Here is a 20,689-nt window from a genome sequence, read left to right on the forward strand (position 1 = left end):
ATGCACGAAGGTACATTGCTTCCATCTAACCTTAAGGCATTGATAAGACGGCTAATATCAACATTCATGCACAATTGTGATCAAGCAAAGCGCAACCGATCGGTTCCCTTGGGAACGGTTGGTCAATTGATGGGTTGCACACAAATCTTCCATTCGCACGTCCGATAGTCGACCAACATCCGAGTCTTTACCGGGTTGCCAATCATCACAGGAACGACGTGGCTGCCGCGGCAATCGCTTTACGTCAAACCGCGCAAGTTGGACCCGCTTAGGCGCGATGAGGACTCCAGCAACTAAGACCCATATGCCAAACGAAAAGGCCCGCGCTGACCATTCAGCGCGGGCCTTTGTATTTTCTGGTCGGTGTTACTGGGTCGCGGTGAAGCAATCCGTTTTCACATCGATACAGATTTGGCTGGCTGCATCGCGCGACATTGGCCCCACTGTTACCATCGTCAAACCACCTGCTTGCCGGAAACTGGGTGTCATTTGACCCAGGACCGCCGCGTTTGTGCTCGCCAGATTGGCCCAATGGTTCTGCGCATTGCCAGCAGAACTGAACGATCCCAGCACAGCGATGTGGCGTCCGGCAGGCACTTGAGTGGCTGCAACAGGTGTCACCGCTACCGGTTGCGCGGGCGCTGGTGCTGGTGCTGGTGCAGCCGCTGCAACAGGCGCTTCAACAACAGCCGGGGTTGCCATTGCTGCGCGTGTCGCCTCGGCGATTGCGGCGCGGTTGGCCTCACTTGCGTCCATGATCAGACCAGAGTTGGTGCTGCGCAGCGAAGGCACATTCACGTTTGTGCTCATCGATGGGCCAGCCGATTGCAAGGACTGCACACGAGAGCGCAACTGTTGTGTCACACGGCGGGCGTCCATGGCGTTGTTCACGATACGTGGCGTGATCAGCACCAGAAGTTCTGTCTGCGCGCGGCCCTCGGATGAGTTGCCAAACAGGTTCCCCGCGATCGGCAGATCCTTCAGGATCGGGATACCACCATTACTGGAGGTGCGGCTGTCAGAGAACAAGCCACCCAAGACAATCGTTTCACCACTGTCGACAGAAACAGAGCTGTCAATGACGCGTTGCGAGATGATCGGGTTTCCCGTGGCAGGGTCTGTTTCACCTACAAGGCTGACCTCTTGACCGATGTTCAAGATTACCGAACCAGAAGAGTTGATGCGTGGTGTCACTTCAAAGATCACGCCGGTATCGCGGTATTCAACGGTCGAGACAAAGACGTCATCCGCGTTTGTACCATCCTGCGCGGTGCGCACCGATGTCGGCACCTGATCACCCACCACAAGACGGGCGGATTCATTATTCAGGATCATCAGGTTAGGCGATGAGATCACATTGATCCGGGTCACGGTGTCCAAGGCATCGATCACGGCATTTGCCGGATTACCGCCCAATGACACACTGAACCCCGGCAAGTTTGGCGAAACATTGAGTGTTTCACCCTGGGTCAGGCCCAAGCTGCCGCCACCATCTTCAAGGAAGTACTGCACGCCATACCGCAGGTCATTGTTAAGCGAGACTTCAACGATTGTGGCCTCGACCAGAACCTGCCGCTGGGGCACGTCAAGGCGATGCAAAATACCAAGGATGCGGTTGTATTCATCGGGTGTTGAGTGGATCAAAAGCGTGTTTGTTGCCTCACTCGCCACAACACGCGTCGCGTTCAACGTCCCTTGTGGGTTGAAAAAATCTGCGCTCGCTTCGATAGCTTCCGCGTCTTCGTTTGTGGTTTCAACCGAAATGCCAAGGATCTGCGACATGGTCGGCGCGATATCAGCGGCGCGCGCATACTTCATATCGTATGAATAGACTTGCGCATCGTTCGCGCCGTCTTGTGTCAATCGGCCGATCCAGACGGCTACATTCTCAAGCGCGCGTGGTGTCTTGGCCACCGCAAGGATCGAGTTGTTTTCCGGGATCACCTCAAACACGGCAATCGGCTCAAAGGCTTCATCTGTTTCAACGACGCGTTCCAAACCGTTCACGATAGACTGCGCAGAACGCCCATTAATCGGGAAAATCCCGACCGAGCGGTTGGCAAGCCAGTCTACGTCAAAGCTCTGGATGGTTTCCTGCCAGGATTGCTGATCAACCGATGTACCAGCAAGCACCAGAATGTTGCGCTGGGCGTCGATGCCAACAATGCCGTCACCGGCGAAGGGTTGCAGGATGGCGGCCATTTCCTGAGCGCCAATGTTGCGCAGCGGGATCACACGGAGGGTGTAGCCGGGAAGCACGTCGCGCGCAGTAGACGGCGAGATGGACAAATCAGCCGACAGCGGGGCGATGGCAAAGATATCGCCACGGCGTACCAAAACAGCGTTGTTCTGTTTCAGCGCAAGTTCGAACACCTCAATCGCAGTGGTCCGGGTCACAGGCTGAGACGACCTGATATTCACGGTACCCTGCACGCCTGGGTCGATCACATAGTTGATTTGCAGCAGCTCGCCCAAGATGGCGGCGGCGGCAGATTCAATATCAACGCCGACAAGGTTCAGCGAAACGGTCCGTTCGCCGTTTTCGTTCACAAAGTCACTGTCGATCAAAAGCGGCTGACGGCCGGGAAAGATCGTGCCCTGCCCGGCACGCACATTCTGACCACCTGTCACGCGCCCTTGCTGACGGTTCATACCGGCAGAGTCGCTGTTATTTCCGAAGATATTGGCCAACTGCCAACCACGCAGGTCAGTGTTGCCCTCAGACCGATCAACTTGCGGAAGATTCTCACAAGCCGACAGGATCACGGCCGCAGCCGCGAACGCCATAAACTTTTTCATACTCTGCCTCATCAGCTGCGCCACGGATCTTTTGCCCAGGTGCACGTGGTTATATTGGGTTCACCTTAGCAGCGGTGATTTACCAGATTGATGGGAAATTGCGGATCATGACGAAAATGAGACACAGGTGTGTCCCGTACGACACGGCTGTGTTTCGCGCCGACGCGCCCTTCCACAAGCGTCGAGCCCCAACTTCACTAAGCCCGGAAAGTGATGCGAAACCAATAAGTAGGAAGCTCTGAAACGGTAAAAGGAACCCTCCAAGACCAAGGACAAGCCAGATGTCCCCAAGGCCCATTGCCTCTTTTTTTAAGGCCCAAAGCAAGATTTGCCGCGTGATCAGCAAGGCCAAGGCAGGGACCGCCATTTGCAGGACGACCTGCAACGGATCACCCGACTGAAACGCGAAAATGAAGGCCAGCGCGATGACCCCAAGCGTCCATTCGATGGGTAACCACCGCCACTGCCAATCGATGCTCGCCAGCAAGACAAGCAGACAAAGCAGCGCCGCGCCAAGCGCAAAATCGACGTCGATCACAGCAATTACCGCCACTGATGCAGCCAAACCAACGCCAAACCCAAGGGTCGCAGGCCCAGTCCAGCGCCGTGCCTTCGCGCGGTCAAACACCACCCGCAGATACCCGCGCACAACAAAAGGCAATGGTCCAAATGCCAGCGCAACGCATAAGACCAGCAAGGGCAAACCGCCCGTCACAAGCGCGCTGCTCATCTCAGAATTTCCATGCCAAGAAAATCGTATTCCGTGCGACCGCCCCGAAAACTCAGCCCTTGAATAGCAACCGTCGCGATGACCTGCGCACGCACGCCACTGGTCAAAAGCCCTTCGGCCTGCACCGTGTATACGGGTCCTTCTGTGCCACCCAGCCAGACCGACGCCGTGCCCAATCGCGGCATCGACAGCCCCTGACTGCGCCGTTCGACAATTGTGCTCACATCGCTTGGCCCTAGCCCCGGTATCGCTGCCAAAAGCGGGGGCGGGGCGGTAATGGGGTTAATCTGCGCGTCTATGTTATAGGTTGTCAGAACGCGGCGGGCCTCAAGGCTTGCCTCTTGCGGAAACCCTAGTTCTGTCAGCAGCAGCGCGATTGAGCGGAAATTGCCGCGTTCGCCTTCGTCACCACGCTGCGTGATAATGGCACGCGCGATGGTCACCGCATCGAATGCATCAATGCCTTGTCCTTCGCCAAGTTGCTGCAAAGTTGGTGCCAACAGTTGCACCGGTGCCTGATTGATGTCGAGCTTGCCGCCCTCATCAAAAATCCGGTAGGTCACTTGCCCTTCAGCCATCGTAATCGTGACGGGGGTCCCGTCCCGCAAGCTCCGGGCCTGATCCGGCTCGTACCGCCCAAGATCGGCGAGCGCGACGTTCAGCCCGCTGCGCGCCAGTTCAACCGCGCGTCCTGTTTCGACTTCGGCGCGTGTGGACAACGCTGTCTGGCGTTGTGTCGCCAGATAACTGGCCGCGGCCAGCAACATGCCGAGCGATATCCAAAGGACAGTCAGCAGGATGAACCCGCGAAAACGGCCTCTGCTTTGGGAGGTCATCGCAACTCGCAATCGTCGTTGTCCAACCCGACAATCCCGGTGCGGGATACACATGATGCGCTGTGGGTCGCGGGCATCTTTGCCACGATCATCCTGTCAGCACCTCTTTCCAGCGCAACGGCAGAGGGCAGACCTTGTTCCGGCTGTGGTTCATACGTCCATTCACCGCCGTTAAAGCTGTTGGCTTTGGCAAAGAAATAGACAAATCGCAGAGGAACATCCGTGATGATCACGGTACTCGGGCGCGCGGTTTCATCCACTAGCCGGACGTCACGGATGTCAAAATGGCGCGCGGCATCAAGGCGGTACAATCCATCTTCGTCTCTGATGATATCAAGGCTGATCATCACCGGGCGGTCGGTGCGTATGGTGCCATCATCCACGACCAGCCGCATCTGCGTTGGCGTGCCGACAAAACGACCCACAACCGCTTCATACCCATCTGTGGTCGCTGACCCGGCCCAAGCCTGCAAGACACGGCGCGCTGTCAGCCAATCTGTCGCCTCTTGTTGCAGCGGGTTCGGCTGCATTGCCGTCTGGCGTAGACCCCAGGTGGCGCTTGTCATCAAGGCCAGCGTCAGGGCGGCGACCGTCAGCGCGACCAAGGCCTCTGCCAGCACAAAACCGCGCTGAGAGCGGTGGCGATATCGTCTGCGTCTAATCATAGCGGGGTCTGCCGATAACGAATGCCACGCAGGACCAATGGACTGCCATCGGGGCGCGGAGATTCAACAGTGACATAGATAAAGGCGAGCTCTCCGGATTGGACCGGGCCCAGCGTCATATCAGGGGTGCCACGTTCCGTAACGCTGAGCGACCATTCCAGTCCTTGTATCGTGCCGCTGTCCTGCAAACCGATGCGCAGTGGCAGATCGATACCAACACGGTCCAGCACCTGTGTGGCAACCAGCATCTGTTCGGCCTGCACGTCTGCCCGGCGCTCCATAAACAGCCCTTGGGATAGGGCTTGATAAAACCCAGTCACAGCCATTGTTGCGATAGCCAGGGACACCAGCGTTTCCACAAGCGTAAAACCCCGCGATGGCCGGCGGCGCCTCATGGTGACAACCTCACTTGTCCCGTCAACCAATCCACGCCCACGGTTCGGGTCAGATCACCAGACACCAGCACCAGTTCCAATCCCTCACTTTCACCCGAGGGACGGATGGCTATTGTCGCGGACTCTGTTGGGCTGGTCACACCGCGGCCGAATACATGCGTTTCAATTGGGGTCGAGACGCGCATGTCTGGTTGCGAATAAATCACCTCTACAGGGCGTCCCGTTTCGGCAGCCTGCAGGCGAGCCTGCTGAAACATCAACGCGATGGAGGCCACATCATTTTCCAACTGCGCCTTTTCGGTACGGCCCAGCGCAAAGATCGAGATCGTGCCGATTAGCACCACAATGGCGACAGTGACCAGCATCTCAACCGCGGCAAAGCCCTGCGCGTTGCGCCATTGGGTTGGGCGTCTAGCCTTCCACATCGGCATCAACGCCAGTACCACCAGCGCGCCCGTCCGCACCCAACGACCGCACCCGCACCTGCCCTTCGTCAAGGATATAGATGTAGGCACCGCCCCATGGATCAGCGGGCAAGTTGCCGTCACGCAGATATGGCCCGGCCCAACCGGGTACATTTGTCGGGTTGGCAATCAAGGACGTCAACCCTTCGTCTTGGGTCGGGTAACGCCCGGTTTCGATCAGGAAAATATCCAACGCGCTGCGCAATTGCGAAATCTGCGCCTCGGCGGCACTCACCTGCGAAGATTGCAACTGACGGATCGCACCAGTGCCCACCAACCCGATCAGAAGACCGACAATAGCCACAACAACCAGCATCTCGACCAGCGAAAACCCCGCGTCGGCAGGGCGGCGGCGCGCGGGCCGCTTTCTAGAAAGAGATGGCATTGACGGATACGATAGCTGAAAACAGGGCATAAAGGCTTACTCCGATCATCAACCCGACACCTACAATAAGTGCGGGCTGGAATAGTAGAAGAAATCTCTCAAGGTCACGATCAGCGGCTTCTCGCATATCGCCAGAGGTCCGGCTGATCATACCACCCAAATCGCCGGCCTCTTCGCCGATGCGGATCATCTCTAGGGACTCGCGCGGTAACAGGTCCGTTGTGCCTAGCGCCGCTGACAGCGCTGCACCGCTTTCGACCTGTTTGGTCACGTCACTCATACCTGTGCGCACTGGTCCAATGGGCGCGGATTTGGAAACGACCCGCAAAGCACCACTTAGCGTGATTTCGCGGCTCAGCATTGCGCCAAGCACATGCAGTAACAGCATCATCTGGTTGCGAAGCACGAGGCGGCGAATAATCGGCACGCGGTTACCCAGTCGGCTGAGGATACCGCCCAGCAATCCACGACGTGCCGCAAGATAGATCGCCAGACCCAACCCAATCGCCGCAAGCGCGATGATCGGCCAAAGTGCAGAAAGAAAGCCAGAAACGGCAAAGACGGCCCGACCCATTGTCGGCACCAGTTCGATCCGGTCTTCGACCAACGGCAGGAACTGCGGGATGATCGCCACCATGATCAGGCCGACAGATAGAACGGCAACCGTCAGCAAGATGCCCGGATACATCAGCCCCGTGACAATGCGGCGCCGCGTATCAAGGCGGTTCTGCATGATATCGGCGGCGGTGGACAGCGCGCTTGCCATATCACCTGAAACCTCGGCCCCGCTGATCAATGACAGGGTGACCGGATCGTCCACACCCGCCTTTTCCCGCATGGCCGCTGACAAGGCCGCACCCTCGCGCAGCCGGTCCCTTACTTTCAGCGCGGCTTTTGATATCGGGGCCTCGCCACCGTCACCAATAATGGCCAGCGCACGCTCTGACTGAATCTGGCGGCCGGACAGTTTGGCAAGCCGGACCAAGAAATCCGTGGTTTGGCGCGGGGTCAGCTGATCAGCGCGGCGGCGACCAAAGCCTTTGGTCCGCGCAGGTCCGGTGCCTTCATCTGCTGAAAGGCTGACGGGGAAAAGTCCCTGCTCTCGCAGGACGCGCATTGCGTCCTTTTGATCAGCCCCATGGACCTGACCCGATTGCTTTGCACCCGTCGCATCACGCGCGACGTATATAAATGACTTCTGCCCCTGCTCCACCTTATCCCGCCTTTAGAAAGACTTCACACCAAGAACACGCATTACTTCTTCCAAAGTCGTCTGCCCTTCCGCGACCATCCGCACGCCTTCGCTTGCCATCGTGCGCACGCCAGTTGACGCATCTTTGCCAGCAAGGGCAAGTTCTTCTGGTTCCATCGCTTCGAACAGGGCCAAACGGCCCCGAAACCCCGTCTGGTTGCACGCGTCACAACCCACTGACGTCTTCAAATTCCAAGTAGTTGGGTCAGTATGACCACCTGTGCGCTGATCTAGCTGCGTAAAAAGTGTGCGTGTCTGATCATCTGCAACCACCGCACAAGTCGTGCAGACACGCCGTACAAGGCGCTGCGCCGCAACAAGGCGCACAACAGATTTCATCAAGTATTCGGGCACACCAAGATCAATCAGACGGGTTGCCGCATCATGGGCGCTGTTGGTGTGCAAAGTGGAAAACACCAGGTGGCCGGTCATGGCAGCACGAACTGCAAGCTCAGCCGTTTCGCTATCACGAATTTCGCCCACCATAATAACGTCGGGGTCATGGCGCAGCACGGTGCGCAGAGCGGCGGCAAAGGTCCAGCCCAGTTCAGCGTTCACTTCGATCTGCTGTAGGCCGGGTGTCTGAATTTCTACGGGGTTCTCAATCGTGACGATCTTGCGCCGCGTTTCGTTCAGCGCATTCATCGCGGCATGCAGCGTTGTCGTCTTACCGCTGCCCGTTGGGCCGGTAACAAGGATCAAGCCATTGGGCTGCGCAATCGCGGCACCCAGCCGTTCCGACACATGCGCTGGCAGATGCAGGTCTTTGAGCTTGGACAACCCTTCGTGATTGTCCAGCAGGCGCAGCACAATCGCTTCGCCATGGATCATCGGTGCACTGGCCACACGCATATCAATCTCGCGACCGGACAAGCGCTGGCGAATTCGGCCATCCTGCGGCAGGCGACGTTCACTGATGTCCATACCTGCGAGGATCTTGAGGCGCGAAACGACACCTTCGTAAATGCCGGGATCGGGGCTTTGAACCTCGGTCAGTTCTCCATCAACCCGCAAACGGACGCGCGCAGAGGTCGCCGCTTGCACGGGTTCAAGGTGGATATCTGTCGCGCGCATCTCAATCGCAGCATCGAACAGTGTTTCCAGATAGCGGACAGTCGGCGCGTTGTTGGCAAGCTCGGTCAGCTTGTCGGTATCAAGGTCAAGCCCATCGGATGGCGCGACAAGATCGCTGGCATCGGGGGCCTCGGCCTGTGCCGCTGCTTTGTCGCGTGCCATCGCCATTTCGATGTCGCGGTCAGTGGCAATGCCAACGGACAACCCGGCGCCAAAAATCATCTCAAGCGCGGCAATGGCATTGTCATCAAACGGATCGGCAACAGCAAAAAACGCGCGATCTGGCGCGATCTCAAGCGGGACAATCGCCGAACGGCGCAAGTAATCCGCCGACAAGCGCGGATCTTCGGGCAGACGCACCGGCATATCGTCTAGCGTAACCAGCGGACTGTTGAGATGTTCCGCACAAGCTCGCGCCCATTCTTTCTGGGAAATCAGCCCCAGCCGATCCAGTACGGCACGCACTGGTTGTCCAGTCGCTGCCGCTGCATCTTTGACTTTTTGCAAATCGTGATCAGACAGCGTTCCATTCTCAAGGAAGATCGCCGGAATGCGGCCGCGCATTGGAACGTCAACGAGCAAGTCTTTTGCCTTTGATTCGAGGGCAGATAGCGCTGCCACGTGATTCTACTGTTTCCACTTGCAACAGTAGTTGCTCTGCACATGGTAAATCCATGTCTAAGTTTGCGGCAAACGGACCGAATTGGAACGAAAAGGTGGATATACCGTACAAATTCTGGCAAGTGTTCGCAGATTAGCAACGGTTGTAAGCGTTTTCGCGCCTATTCGTGTCAAAACTATGGACGAAGTTGATTTCATGAGATTTTCCGAAGCATGTTCATTCACATTCCATTTACCTAGTTGGCCTGCACTCCGCTTGCCGACCGTACCCACAGCAGAGAGCATCCATATGAAACTCGTCAGCACCAGACTGCTCGTCGCCACACCAATGTTTGTCTCCGCCATGGCCACAAGCGCCCTGGCCCAAGAAGCTGCCATCGCAAACCCATCCGCTGTTTCCGACAGCGCGGTCACTGCCGCTTCGCTTGAAACGAGTTCGGTCGTTATTCCACTGCGTGTTTCCGTGCCTGCCGATGGCACCTATGTATTCACTTCCCCCGCCGACAACGATGTGACGCTGTCTGTTGATGGATCGGTTGTCTTGGTTGTGCCCGCAGGCGGCAACGCCAACGCGCAACCATTCCGCGTGATCACATCACTGAAAGCGGGCGATCACCTGATCGAATTCCAGGGCGAAAACCTTTCGGTTGAGCAAGTTGCGCTAGTTTCGTTTAACGCTTTGGGTGACGCACCCGTTAGCCTCGCCAATGTGGCTGAGGCGCTGTCGACTGAACAGGCACGGACCTTCTCTGCTGGAGTTGCGGCACAGCCCGGTTCTTCTGCGGGCGGTTCATCCACGTCCGAAACAACGACAACTCCTTCGGCACCTGAAATGCAGGTTGCTTCGCTGAACACTTCTGCTTCACGCGAACCTTTTGTGATTGGCGGCACCTCGTCCGAGGCAAGCGCTGCGCGCGCGCCCGAAGGTTCTTCAAGCCGCAGTGCGACGTCTTCGGGTTCTGATAGTGGCGGTGGTGGCGTTTTCCGCCGGTCTGTTGAGGGCGCTATCAACTCTGTCATGCAGGCAACCGGTGGCGGGGATGGTGGCACTACAACACCTACTCCAACACCTACTCCAACTCCGACCCCCACTCCAACGCCAACGCCAACACCTACTCCAACTCCAACGCCAACGCCGACCCCCACTCCAACGCCTACTCCGACACCTACTCCAACTCCGACCCCCACACCTACTCCGACACCAACGCCAACACCTACTCCGACACCAACGCCAACGCCAACGCCCACTCCGACACCTGTGCCGGATGACATGGCGATCTCAAGTGCGTTGACACCACCAACGGATGTGACGTTGACCGAAGCGGTTCAGTTGACGGCTGGCGCGACGCAGGCTGGTGTTGTGGCCTATACAGGTCAATCGCTCTTTGGTGCGGTGATGGATCCGCTGACATTCAACATCGTCAACGTCACGATTGCGCCATCTGGCCGCACGACGACCGTCGATGTGGGCAGTGCAACCGGCCAATTCGCGGTGCGTCTGTTCGCAGAGGACCTGACCACAGGTGAAGTCACCGTGACGCTGACAGGCGCATCCACAAACAACCCCAATGTTGCAAGTGTGCCGGTTTCTTATCAGTTCACAACCGGTGTCCAGGCGGATGGCGTCGGCCAGGCCTTGTCCCGCATGAGCTTTGGCGCGACCGAGGACCTGTATACACGGGTGCGGGCCATGGGCTTTGACGCTTATGTGGCAGAACAGCTGAACCCAGACAGTGTCAGTGATGCGGCGTTCCGGTCGATGAACTTCGACCAGATATTGCGACGTGACAACACGAACAACGGGAACATCACCACCCGCTTGTTCTTCCACAATCTTGCCCACTCTGCATTCTCTGAGAAGCAGTTGCAGGATGTGATGGGCCAATTCTGGAGCAACCACTTCCACGCGACCAACAAAAACAGCGATGTGCGCGTTCAGGCGATCGAAGACCGTGCGTTCTTCCGCGAGAATGCCTTTGGTAGCTTTGAAGATCTGCTGCTTTATTCCGCCCGCAGCCCGCTGATGTCGCAATACCTCGACAACGATCAAAGCCGCGCGGGCAACATCAACGAAAACTATGGCCGCGAGATCCTTGAACTTCACACCGTTAGTGTCGATGGCGGCTATGGCGACGACGATGTCGTTGCGGTGTCCGAAATCTTCACAGGTTGGAACTATGTACGTACCAACCCCAACAACGATGATGAAGCACGGACATATGAGTTCAACTTCAGAGATGACCGTCATGACACTGACGACAAGGTCATCCCGTTCCTGAACACGACAATTCCCGGTCGAAGCGGTGCCGCAGGTGTTCAGGAAGGTGAAGAACTGATTGCGCTACTCGCCGATGATCCGCGCACGCATTCCTTTATTTGCGGCAAGATCGTCCAAAAGTTCGTCGCAGATGTGCCGCCCGCAAGTTTTGTAGATCTTTGCACTACGGCATGGGTCGCAACTGACGGCAACATGGGTGAGGTACTGCGCGCCATCCTGACAGCGCCAGAGTTCATCACAAATGTTGAGTATCAGCGCAACAAAGGCCGCACTCCTTACGAGTTCGTTGTCGGTGTTATTCGCGCCCTTGATGCATCGCCCGATGCCGGCGACAGCGATGGCACTTTCTTCGAACGCTTCCGGACTGGATCGGTCAACGCTGGTTTTGATCCCTTCAACTTCCCTGCTCCCACAGGACTGCCAGAGAATGGCTCGGCTTGGATGAACTCCGCCGCGTTGATGGGTCAGTATCGTTCGATCGTTGATATTTCCTTCCGTGAAAACACCTACAACTTTGATATCGGCACTATGGTGGCCGATGCGGGCCTAGTGACCGCTGAAGAGGTCGCCGGTTACTTGCTAACGATCGCAACGGCCGACCGGTTCACGCTGGAAGAGTACGAGGCCCTCATTGAACTGCTGAAGGACGAAGATGGTATCTTTGATCCCGTTGGCCAGAACGAGAACGAAGCCTATCAACGCGCGGTTGGTCTTCTGGTCGTCCTGCCAAGCCTCCAATTGCAATAAGCCTCGGCTCCCATCCGATTAGGAAAGGTATCCAAATTGAAAAACCGTAGAGAATTCATGAAGTCCTCAGCAATGGTAGCCGCTGCAAGCATGGCGGGCATTGCTGGCGCACCAAAGTTTTCTTTCGGCCAAAGCGCCGGAGGCAAGACTTTTATCAAGATCTTCATGCGGGGTGGTGCCGATGGTCTGCACCTTGTCCCACCTGTTGGAGACATGGCTTACTATAATCACCGCCCCAACCTCGCAATTGGCGCACCGCTGTCGAGCGACGCAAACACCGCGATCAGCCTGGGCAGCACCTATCGCGCCCTGAACCCGAACCTAGAGCCGCTGATGGAAATCTGGGACGCTGGGCGTCTTATGATTGCACCGGCCACGGCGATCAGCGACGGTAACCGGTCGCACTTTGACAACCAACGCTGGATTGGCACTGGTGAACGCAACAACATCATTGACGGCTATCTGAACCGCTACATGCAAAACGTCGCGGGGCCGGATCACCCGCTGCGTGGTGCAGTTCTGGGTAAGACATCGCTTAGCACTGAACAGCGCGGCAGCATTGTTGTGCCTGCTGTGAACAACCGCGATGGGTTTAACCTTGAGCACCCCGTTCTGTGTGGTGGCTCTGGCTGCGCCGACAACCGGCTGACGGATATGATGCGCGACATCGCCATGCACGAGATTGACCAGCCCGGACTTGAGGGTGATCTGCGTGATAACCAACTGGTCATGCTGGATTCGATTTCCGAAGTGCAGGCCGCCGGTGTGAACTATGTCGTCGAAGCAGGTGGTATGGATTACTCCAACAGCCAGCTTGGTCGTGGTCTGCGCCTTGCTGCACAGCTTCTGAAGGCCGGTGTGCCGCTTGAAGTGGCCGCCATGGACTTCAACATCGGTTGGGACACGCACTCTAACCAGATTCCCGGCGCCAACAACGGCAACCGCTTCAGTGATCCGAACTTTGGCTACCACAGCCGGATGCGTCAGGGTGCCAACGATCTGGTAACCTTCTACCGCGATATGGGTACAGGCATCGACGATGTTGTGGTTCTGGTCTGCACCGAATTCGGCCGGACCGTCAAAGAGAACGGCACAATCGGTACCGATCACGGGCATGCTTCGTCCTGGTTTGCCTTTGGTGGTGCAACGGCTGGCGGGCTTGCGCCGGATGTGACTTCTATTGCCGAAGATCAACTGATTTCTGCGCGCTTCCTGCCGCACGCCACCGAATTCCGCGATATCGTTGGCGAAATCATGATCCGTCACATGGGTATGCCCGAGAGCTTGCTGTCGGAGATTTTCCGCGGCCACGCCTTCACCAACCACGGCCTGTTTACGCGCGGCGTCGCATAGCGCCAAAACTGACACGGTTGAAAAGTCTGACGCTGAGGGGCAAAGTGCCTCTCAGCGTAATTCGTTCAGGGACTATGTTTCGGCATGAACACATCACAAGACATGCCATCCAGCCCCTCGGCGGCGCAAAAATCTGTGAATACCTTCACAAAACTGGCGAATCTGGCGTCGACCAGCATCTCGATGCTGCACGAGCCACCGCGAATCCCCAAGAAATCGCCCCCGCCCGAGCTTTTCCTTGGTGACACCTCTTATGCCTTGCGGCTGGATGAGGATGTGATGAATTTCTCAAATCTGGGCGAATTGACGATTTGTCTGGAAAATCTGCCCGAAAATGAAATCGATATCGTCTTTGCCGGGCGCACCGCCTTTGATCTGACATTTCAGGTGCCAAATGGCCCCTTCAATGATCTTGAAGCGATCATCGAGACAGAGTTGGAATTTCGCTCGCCCATTCAAAGCGATCAATGCGTCTGGTTCTGGTCCGCCAAGGAAACGCCCAATGGCGACTGGATCGTCGAAGCGGCGATTGTGTTGAAAGGTGCAGTCGATTGGATTCTTGATGCGATGGAGCATACGGGCAAGTCGATCAATCTGGCGCGGCGACATCGCCCTGACGGCTCGCTCCGTGTTGCGGTGGAACCTGATTGGCTTGAAAAACCATCGCGTCTTTCGACGGCTGCGGGCCCCTTGGCGAGCATCCGGAAAATCCCGCCCACTTTGCGGTTTCCCCTCGGGTCTTTTGCATTATTTCTTGTATCAGCCATCGCCCTGTTCGTCGTGCAGTCTGTGCGCAGCGACAGCGTGAACGAACAGGCCGACGCGGCGACGGCAAAACTGCGCGAACTGGCAGCAGAGCAAGCCGTCACCCGTGGTTTGCAAGACCGTCGCGATTTGGGGAACGCCCGGCTGACGATCATTGGCACGATGGCCAACACGTTGCCGGACGGTGTCTGGCTGGAACAGATGCTGGTCGATGGTGAGGACGTGACAATCATCGGCTTCGCGCCATCTGCCGCAGAGGTCACGCGACTGCTGGCGGCATTGCCTGCCTTGAAAGATATCGAATTTGGCTCTCCAGTGACCCGCGACAATACGCAGAACCTTGAACGGTTCCGCATCAATGCTGTTCTGACAGGTGAAATATGATGAACGATTTCACCTTTCATAACCCAACGCTAGTTCGGCGGTTCGGCACGCTTTTGGTTGTCGGCACATCGATCCTTCTGATTGCTCTTACCTTGGTTCTGACCAACATTGCGCGCAGCAAATACGCCGGTATTAGCGATCAGCTTGATGCCATCGCATTGGCAGAACGCGCCGCACAGCCGCAGACCGGTGCGCGACCGCTGGCCACATTCTACGTCAGTGAAACGCCACAGCTGGCGCAGGCGCAAATGCAAAGTGACATGCAGGAACTGGCGACGGAATTTCAGGTCCGGTTGGAAGTCATCCGCGCCGATCAAGTCGAGCCTTTGAACGGGTCCTTACGGCTGGCGCTGACGTTGAATGGCGTTGTGCAAGAAAGCGAGTTAGGCAGCTTTATGGAAAGCCTGGCCAACCACGACCCGATGATCGTGGTCGATAGCATTTCATTGCGCCGCGCGCGCAGCAACAATCGCAACGCCGATGAACGACCCTTGGCGATCCAACTCAAACTGAGCGGGTTTGCGTCGCAATGATGAAACTGTCCCCACATCTCCAGACGACCGTGCCGCTGGCTGCGGGGCTGATCTGCGTTGCTCTGGCTGGTATCATATGGATGCCGCTGGTCCGTGACGGTGAAGCTGCACCGCTGCCTGCCGCACAATCCGTCCCCTCTGACGCACCCGATGCCATGGCAGTGCTTGCCGAACGATCACAGGATCTGGTGGAGCGTCCGCTGTTTCATATCACGCGCCGACCCCCCGTGGTTGCCACAGTTGCAGAGCCGGCGCCTGTCGCCATCACACTCAGCCTCACAGGCATCGTGAATGACGAGAACGACCGCATCGCGTTGATGCAGTTGTCCAATCGTCCCGATCTTCTCAGACGGAGGGTCGGAGAAAAGATCGGGAACTGGGAGATCGAAGAGATCACAGATACCTCGGTTGTTGTCATCTCTTCGGATGGTGAACGTCAGGTGATTTCGCTGTCATCAGGAAACCCCTGAACCCGCTTACCACATACCAACATCGCGCATGGCCCTGTGGCGGCGCTCTGCCTCTTCACGCTCACGCTCTGCGGTGTTGCGCGGATAGTGCGGGGCCTTGAAATGCTGTGGTGCGTCCCACATGGAAGGGCGGCCACGGTTAAGAACGCCGTCGATAAGAAGTGAAAGCATGGCTTTTCCTTTCGGGGTTGTGATGTCCCTTACTTATTGACTCTTGCCCAATTCTGCGACTCAGTATGGTTTCTGTAATGAAAGCTGAGCTATCATATGAATTGGCGTAACATCCCATCCCTCGCGGCCCTGCGTGCGTTTGAGGCCGTCGCCCGCCGTGGCTCATTCACCGCCGCTGCGGCAGAATTGAACGTCACCCATGCAGCCATTGCCCAGCACGTCCGCGCGATCGAAGCAGAGCTGAACACGTCCCTTTTGGTGCGTGAAGGGCGCGGCATGGCAATGACAGAGGCGGGGGCGGCCTTGGGTGCCGCGCTTTTTGACGGGTTCAGCCTGATCATTGACGGCGTGCAGGCGGTGACTGCAGATGCCGAAACGCGCCCCATCGCCCTGTCTGTCACGCCGAGCTTTGCAGAAAACTGGTTAATGCCGCGGTTTGCGGATTTCTGGGCCAAACATCCTGATTTTGGGCTATCGATCAATCCAAATGTTACGGTGATCGACCTGCGCAGAGACGGTATTGATTTGGCCGTGCGCTATGGCAAAGGCGATTGGGCCGGACTGGAGGCGACATTTCTGTTGCCAGCTGATTTCACTGTGGTTGCGGCACCGTCACTGTTGCAAGGCCGCGAGATCAAGTCCTTCGAAGACCTCGACGGCCTGCCGTGGATTTTTGAGACCGTTCACAAAGAGGCGCGACGCTGGGTCTTGGACTCGGGCATCGACGTGTCAAAAAGCCCAGTCAACGACGTCCCAACCTTCGGTATGGTGATGGCGGCCGTTCGGGCGGGCAAAGCACTGAGCGTGGCATCAAGTGCGTTGGTCGCGACAGACTTCAATGATGGGAAACTGGTTAGGCTGATGCAGCGGCAACCCAAAGGATTGGGCTACTACATCGTTCATCCCAAAGGGGTGCTGTCGACCAAAGCGCGTATTCTCAAATCGTGGCTGCTTGCGGCGGCCAAGGCCTAGCGCGGGCTGCGCTTGGCCAAGATACGTTGCAAGGTTCGGCGGTGCATCGACAGGCGTCGTGCGGTTTCAGAAACATTGCGGTCGCACAGTTCATATACCCGCTGGATATGTTCCCAACGGACGCGGTCCGCACTCATGGGGTTTTCCGGCGGCGGCGGAAGTTCATCCTGACGGGCCAGCAAAGCGTTGGTCACATCAGTGGCATCGGCAGGTTTAGATAGGTAATCTGTCGCACCGATCTTCACGGCGGCCACGGCAGTTGCAATCGCACCATAACCGGTCAGCACAACAATCCGGCTTTCCGGGCGGCGGGCGCGCAGTGATTCCACGACGTCCAGTCCATTGCCTTCCTCAAGTCGCAAATCGACAACTGCGTAAGCTGGCGGGCGGGCAACAGAGATCGCCTTACCTGCGGCAACCGATCCTGCCATCTCAACATCGAACCCACGTTTCGCCATCGCTTTTGCAAGGCGACGCAGAAACGCTTCATCATCGTCTACAAGAAGAAGACTTTTGTCTTCTCCCAAATCCAACGGTTCCATATTCATTCTGGTTCCAACTTCATTTCTGGGGCTGAGGTAGCGCGGCAGTGCAGCACGTCAAATCCATAGCCCCGTGGTGACACGCATATTATTCCCCATCGTTGCACAAGGATGCAATCGCTCTATGATTTGACTTCAGCAACTTCGGATTGCCCATGCCAACCAGCAACGCACAGCTTTTTCAGGCTCAGAACCGCAGCAATTGGGTGCGGTTGCGAACGCTTGTCGGGCTGCGCTGGTTTGCTGCGATCGGTCAGGCAGCTGCGGTTGTTGTTGCGGTGCAAATCTATGGGTTGCAGATTGACGTTACCCCTGCGGCCCTCGTCATTCTCGCGTCCGTGCTGGCAAACCTGTTTTCTTTGTCGCTTTATCCCAAAAACAAGCGCCTTCGAGAACAAGAGGCAACCATCTGGCTTGCCTTTGACATACTGCAGCTCAGCGTTCTGCTTTACCTCACTGGCGGGTTGAACAACCCCTTCGCCATGATGGTTCTTGCCCCCGTGACCATCGCCGCAACCGTCTTGCCGCTGCGCGGCACAATAATTCTGGGATTGGTGGCGATGGCGCTGATCACCGTGATCAGCCGCATCCATGTCCCGCTCATTCTGGCGGACGGCACAATGCTAGCCCTGCCGATCCTGTTTCAGTTCGGTTTCTGGCTAGCTTTGCTTATCGGGTTGGTCTTTCTGGCACTATACGCCCGACAAGTCACAAACGAGACGCATGTAATGAGCGAAGCACTATTGGCCACGCAGCTTGCCCTGTCGCGCGAACAGAAGCTGACGGATCTGGGTGGCGTTGTGGCAGCAGCGGCGCATGAACTTGGCACACCTCTTGCCACGATCAAGCTGGTCAGCGGTGAGTTGAAGGACGAATTGAAAAGCAGTCCCGAACTACTCGAAGATGCAGAGCTGATCAGCCAACAGGCTGACCGCTGCCGTGATATTCTGCACTCCATGGGTCGCGCGGGCAAAGATGATCTTTATCTGCGGCGCGCACCACTAGAGGTGGTCGTGCGCGAGGCTGCCGAACCACATCTGTCGCGCGGCAAAACCGTCACATTTCAGCTTACCCCCGATGAAGGTGCCGGCCAAAATCAACCGATCATTCCGCGACAACCCGAAATCATCCACGGTCTGCGCAATCTGGTCCAGAACGCAGTCGATTTTTCCAACTCTTGTGTGACCGTTGATCTGACGTGGTCCGACGATGGAATTGGTGTGCGGATCTCTGACGATGGGCGCGGGTTCCCGCCCTCTGTGTTGGGCCGGATCGGTGATCCATATGTCCGGCGCAGGCGTCTAGCTGAGGACGGTGCGCGGCGACCAGGATATGAAGGAATGGGACTGGGGCTTTTCATCGCAAAGACGCTGCTGGAGCGTTCAGGTGCCACCCTGACCTTTTCAAACAACCGGCGCCATGGACAGGCGAACTGGAAAGGCCAAGCGACCGGCGGCGCAATCGTCGATGTGACCTGGCCGCGTGATACGTTTCAGCCTGACGAAGACTGGGCAACCCAACCGCTCGGCGAAAACAAACCAATCAAAACTTGAGTCGATTCATGTCGTTCCGATTAAGGCTGCATTAACCTTCATAGGCAATTGTCTGTCAGCATGTTGGCTAGGGCGGACTTTGAATGTCGATGACCTTATTTGATCTTGCTGTGATTGGATTTGCAGCGTTGCTGGGTGCGTCACTGATCGTGGTGATGCGCGGCAAGGCGCAGTGGCGCGCCGTAGCCGCACCTGAGATCGTACAAACCAAAAAGGCGCAGGAACCCGTGTTTCTGTTTCGTGGTGGTGTTCTGATCGACGCAACCGCTGATGCGCTTGCGCTGATCGCGCATCAGACCGCGCACAAGTCCGAATATGACGCCGTGTTGGACGCCTTTCGTGGCCCTTTTCCTGAATTGGGCAGTGTCTTGCAGGACGAAACCATCGGCCTGACCCGATTGATATGCCAGAACGACCCAACTTTGCTGTTAGAGGTTGAGCGAAACGCCCATTGCGTGCGCATCACTGCTGTTTGCCGCAACGAAACACCACTAGAGGATCCACTTTCGGCCCTATCGCGCGATTTGTACTTTGCGCAGAACGACCTGCTGCGCGATGTCGCGCACCACGCACCGCAACTGATTTGGCAAACCGATCTTGCTGGAAATGTGACATGGTCGAACCAGACATTCATGTCCTTTGCAGAGCGTTCGAAACGTCCGGTCACAACCAGCGATGCGACGTCGCTGCAATCGCTTGCCATAGTTCTACAGCAAACCGCAGACGACAAGCAGAACTACCGCAAATCCATTGATATGACCGATGAGGACGACCCGCATTGGCTCGATATCACCGTGGTCAATCGTGATGGCGGGACATTGCATTTTGCATCGGATGCCAATGCGATCATGCGGGCGGACCGGGCCCGCCGCAACTTTGTGCAAACCCTGGGCAAGACTTTTGCCCAACTTTCAACCGGCCTTGCCATCTTTGATCGCAACAGACAGTTGGCCATGTTCAACCCAGCACTCCTCGACATGACAAAGTTGCCGGTCGAATTTCTAAGCACACAACCCAGCATCGATACCGTACTGGACCGCCTGCGAGAGCTTCGCATGATGCCGGAACCGCGCGACTATGTGTCTTGGCGCGACCAATTCGCGGCCGTCGAGGACGCCGCGAAGAACGGCACCTATAGCGCGAACTGGTCTTTGCCTGATGGGCAAACGCTCCGGGTGATCGGTAAACCGCATCCTGACGGGGCCTTTGCCTTTTTGTTCGAGGATATCACCGCAGAGGTGTCATTGACCCGGCGTTTTCGCACCGACATCGAGACCGGACAGGCCGTTTTGGACGCGCTGCCCGATGGCATTGCCGTTTTTTCACGGGCTGGCACGCTGATGATGTCCAACCACGCCTATGCCCGCCTGTGGGAGACGAAATCAGAACTCATGCTGGAACACCGGGAACTCGCGAGTGAAATGGCCGTCTGGCAATCACGCGCCGTGCCCAGCGCGATGTGGGACGAGATGATAGATGTCATCCAGCGTCTGGAAGCGCGCAAGGTCTGGTCAGATGATGTTATGCTTGAGGACGGGCGGCATCTACGGTGTCATGCGCATCCGATTTCTGGCGGCATGACAATGGTCCGTTTTACCATCGCCCCGTCTATGCGCCCCACCATCCGAAAACTTGCCGCGACAGGCCCAGTTTTCCAGGTTGGCAAAGGATGATTTCCGCTTGCAGCAGGTGCTCAAGAC

The 20,689-nt window shown here is 57.0% G+C and carries 19 protein-coding genes; 8 read left to right on the forward strand and 11 right to left on the reverse strand.

The window, feature by feature from the left end; translation table 11 throughout:
- Positions 1–366 precede the first annotated feature (366 nt).
- The 9 genes from gspD to DHN10_RS00425 all read right to left on the reverse strand — a co-directional run bounded on the left by gspD (position 367) and on the right by DHN10_RS00425 (position 9,182).
- A complete protein-coding gene (gspD, locus tag DHN10_RS00385) occupies positions 367–2,799 on the reverse strand; it encodes a type II secretion system secretin GspD (RefSeq protein WP_159086873.1) in 2,433 nt (810 codons plus the stop codon).
- A gap of 79 nt (positions 2,800–2,878) precedes the next feature.
- Entirely contained in the window at positions 2,879–3,529 is a 651-nt protein-coding gene (locus DHN10_RS00390; RefSeq protein WP_108813284.1) for a prepilin peptidase, read from the reverse strand.
- Entirely contained in the window at positions 3,526–4,365 is an 840-nt protein-coding gene (locus tag DHN10_RS00395; RefSeq protein ID WP_159086874.1) for a general secretion pathway protein GspK, read from the reverse strand. The genes DHN10_RS00390 and DHN10_RS00395 overlap by 4 nt, the downstream gene beginning before the upstream one ends.
- On the reverse strand, positions 4,362–5,030 hold the full coding sequence (locus DHN10_RS00400; protein WP_159086875.1) for a PulJ/GspJ family protein: 669 nt from the start codon (positions 5,028–5,030) through the stop codon (positions 4,362–4,364). The genes DHN10_RS00395 and DHN10_RS00400 overlap by 4 nt, the downstream gene beginning before the upstream one ends.
- A complete protein-coding gene (locus tag DHN10_RS00405; RefSeq protein ID WP_108813287.1) occupies positions 5,027–5,425 on the reverse strand; it encodes a PulJ/GspJ family protein in 399 nt (132 codons plus the stop codon). The genes DHN10_RS00400 and DHN10_RS00405 overlap by 4 nt, the downstream gene beginning before the upstream one ends.
- Positions 5,422–5,850 carry a pilus assembly FimT family protein gene (locus DHN10_RS00410; RefSeq protein WP_159086876.1) on the reverse strand — a complete coding sequence of 143 codons (429 nt, stop codon included), beginning with the start codon at positions 5,848–5,850 and terminating at the stop codon, positions 5,422–5,424. Before DHN10_RS00410 ends, DHN10_RS00405 begins: the two co-directional genes overlap by 4 nt.
- Positions 5,837–6,274 (reverse strand): type II secretion system major pseudopilin GspG, encoded by a 438-nt coding sequence (gspG, locus tag DHN10_RS00415; RefSeq protein ID WP_159086877.1) that lies wholly within the window; start codon positions 6,272–6,274, stop codon positions 5,837–5,839. Before gspG ends, DHN10_RS00410 begins: the two co-directional genes overlap by 14 nt.
- Positions 6,258–7,487, reverse strand: coding sequence for a type II secretion system F family protein (locus DHN10_RS00420; RefSeq protein WP_108813290.1), 1,230 nt, complete (start codon positions 7,485–7,487; stop codon positions 6,258–6,260). Before DHN10_RS00420 ends, gspG begins: the two co-directional genes overlap by 17 nt.
- A 12-nt stretch (positions 7,488–7,499) precedes the next feature.
- A complete protein-coding gene (locus DHN10_RS00425; RefSeq protein ID WP_159086878.1) occupies positions 7,500–9,182 on the reverse strand; it encodes a GspE/PulE family protein in 1,683 nt (560 codons plus the stop codon).
- Positions 9,183–9,510: 328 nt separating this feature from the next.
- On the opposite strand from DHN10_RS00425, the gene DHN10_RS00430 reads away from it, so the two are divergent.
- The 5 genes from DHN10_RS00430 to DHN10_RS00450 all read left to right on the forward strand — a co-directional run bounded on the left by DHN10_RS00430 (position 9,511) and on the right by DHN10_RS00450 (position 15,751).
- Entirely contained in the window at positions 9,511–12,246 is a 2,736-nt protein-coding gene (locus DHN10_RS00430) for a DUF1800 family protein (RefSeq protein ID WP_159086879.1), read from the forward strand.
- A 72-nt stretch (positions 12,247–12,318) separates the two neighbouring features.
- The gene (locus DHN10_RS00435; RefSeq protein ID WP_159086880.1) at positions 12,319–13,599 is read left to right on the forward strand and encodes a DUF1501 domain-containing protein; all 1,281 of its coding nucleotides are present in this window, start codon (positions 12,319–12,321) and stop codon (positions 13,597–13,599) included.
- Between the two features lie 84 nt (positions 13,600–13,683).
- Positions 13,684–14,748, forward strand: a complete 1,065-nt coding sequence (locus DHN10_RS00440) for a PilN domain-containing protein (protein WP_108813294.1) — start codon at positions 13,684–13,686, stop codon at positions 14,746–14,748.
- The gene (locus DHN10_RS00445) at positions 14,748–15,281 is read left to right on the forward strand and encodes a GspMb/PilO family protein (RefSeq protein ID WP_159086881.1); all 534 of its coding nucleotides are present in this window, start codon (positions 14,748–14,750) and stop codon (positions 15,279–15,281) included. The genes DHN10_RS00440 and DHN10_RS00445 overlap by 1 nt, the downstream gene beginning before the upstream one ends.
- Positions 15,281–15,751, forward strand: coding sequence for a hypothetical protein (locus tag DHN10_RS00450; protein WP_108813296.1), 471 nt, complete (start codon positions 15,281–15,283; stop codon positions 15,749–15,751). Before DHN10_RS00445 ends, DHN10_RS00450 begins: the two co-directional genes overlap by 1 nt.
- A 6-nt stretch (positions 15,752–15,757) precedes the next feature.
- Here the strand turns inward: DHN10_RS00450 and DHN10_RS19635 are convergent, their stop codons facing one another.
- A complete protein-coding gene (locus DHN10_RS19635) occupies positions 15,758–15,922 on the reverse strand; it encodes a hypothetical protein (protein WP_159086882.1) in 165 nt (54 codons plus the stop codon).
- A gap of 96 nt (positions 15,923–16,018) precedes the next feature.
- On the opposite strand from DHN10_RS19635, the gene DHN10_RS00455 reads away from it, so the two are divergent.
- On the forward strand, positions 16,019–16,894 hold the full coding sequence (locus tag DHN10_RS00455) for a LysR family transcriptional regulator (protein WP_108813297.1): 876 nt from the start codon (positions 16,019–16,021) through the stop codon (positions 16,892–16,894).
- Here DHN10_RS00455 and DHN10_RS00460 read toward each other — a convergent pair.
- Positions 16,891–17,442 (reverse strand): ActR/PrrA/RegA family redox response regulator transcription factor, encoded by a 552-nt coding sequence (locus DHN10_RS00460; RefSeq protein WP_108813298.1) that lies wholly within the window; start codon positions 17,440–17,442, stop codon positions 16,891–16,893. The genes DHN10_RS00455 and DHN10_RS00460 overlap by 4 nt on opposite strands.
- A gap of 149 nt (positions 17,443–17,591) precedes the next feature.
- On the opposite strand from DHN10_RS00460, the gene regB reads away from it, so the two are divergent.
- Positions 17,592–18,989 carry a sensor histidine kinase RegB gene (regB, locus tag DHN10_RS00465; protein ID WP_108813299.1) on the forward strand — a complete coding sequence of 466 codons (1,398 nt, stop codon included), beginning with the start codon at positions 17,592–17,594 and terminating at the stop codon, positions 18,987–18,989.
- Positions 18,990–19,072: 83 nt separating this feature from the next.
- A complete protein-coding gene (locus DHN10_RS00470) occupies positions 19,073–20,662 on the forward strand; it encodes a PAS-domain containing protein (protein ID WP_108813300.1) in 1,590 nt (529 codons plus the stop codon).
- Positions 20,663–20,689: the final 27 nt, after the last annotated feature.

Origin of the sequence: Loktanella sp. Alg231-35, from assembly GCF_900143545.1 — a bacterium.
In the GTDB taxonomy this organism is placed as follows: Bacteria; Pseudomonadota; Alphaproteobacteria; order Rhodobacterales; family Rhodobacteraceae; genus Yoonia.

Coding starts and splice junctions, on each gene's coding strand:
- DHN10_RS00470 (WP_108813300.1), top strand. CDS start 19,073: ATGTCGATGACCTTATTTGATCTTGCTGTGATTGGATTTGCAGCGTTG.
- DHN10_RS00405 (WP_108813287.1), bottom strand. CDS start 5,425: ATGAGGCGCCGCCGGCCATCGCGGGGTTTTACGCTTGTGGAAACGCTG.
- DHN10_RS00445 (WP_159086881.1), top strand. CDS start 14,748: ATGAACGATTTCACCTTTCATAACCCAACGCTAGTTCGGCGGTTCGGC.
- regB (WP_108813299.1), top strand. CDS start 17,592: ATGCCAACCAGCAACGCACAGCTTTTTCAGGCTCAGAACCGCAGCAAT.
- DHN10_RS00400 (WP_159086875.1), bottom strand. CDS start 5,030: ATGATTAGACGCAGACGATATCGCCACCGCTCTCAGCGCGGTTTTGTG.
- DHN10_RS00440 (WP_108813294.1), top strand. CDS start 13,684: ATGAACACATCACAAGACATGCCATCCAGCCCCTCGGCGGCGCAAAAA.
- DHN10_RS00435 (WP_159086880.1), top strand. CDS start 12,319: ATGGTAGCCGCTGCAAGCATGGCGGGCATTGCTGGCGCACCAAAGTTT.
- gspD (WP_159086873.1), bottom strand. CDS start 2,799: ATGAAAAAGTTTATGGCGTTCGCGGCTGCGGCCGTGATCCTGTCGGCT.
- DHN10_RS00410 (WP_159086876.1), bottom strand. CDS start 5,850: ATGTGGAAGGCTAGACGCCCAACCCAATGGCGCAACGCGCAGGGCTTT.
- DHN10_RS00450 (WP_108813296.1), top strand. CDS start 15,281: ATGAAACTGTCCCCACATCTCCAGACGACCGTGCCGCTGGCTGCGGGG.
- DHN10_RS00390 (WP_108813284.1), bottom strand. CDS start 3,529: ATGAGCAGCGCGCTTGTGACGGGCGGTTTGCCCTTGCTGGTCTTATGC.
- DHN10_RS19635 (WP_159086882.1), bottom strand. CDS start 15,922: ATGCTTTCACTTCTTATCGACGGCGTTCTTAACCGTGGCCGCCCTTCC.
- gspG (WP_159086877.1), bottom strand. CDS start 6,274: ATGCCATCTCTTTCTAGAAAGCGGCCCGCGCGCCGCCGCCCTGCCGAC.
- DHN10_RS00395 (WP_159086874.1), bottom strand. CDS start 4,365: ATGACCTCCCAAAGCAGAGGCCGTTTTCGCGGGTTCATCCTGCTGACT.
- DHN10_RS00455 (WP_108813297.1), top strand. CDS start 16,019: ATGAATTGGCGTAACATCCCATCCCTCGCGGCCCTGCGTGCGTTTGAG.
- DHN10_RS00460 (WP_108813298.1), bottom strand. CDS start 17,442: ATGAATATGGAACCGTTGGATTTGGGAGAAGACAAAAGTCTTCTTCTT.
- DHN10_RS00430 (WP_159086879.1), top strand. CDS start 9,511: ATGAAACTCGTCAGCACCAGACTGCTCGTCGCCACACCAATGTTTGTC.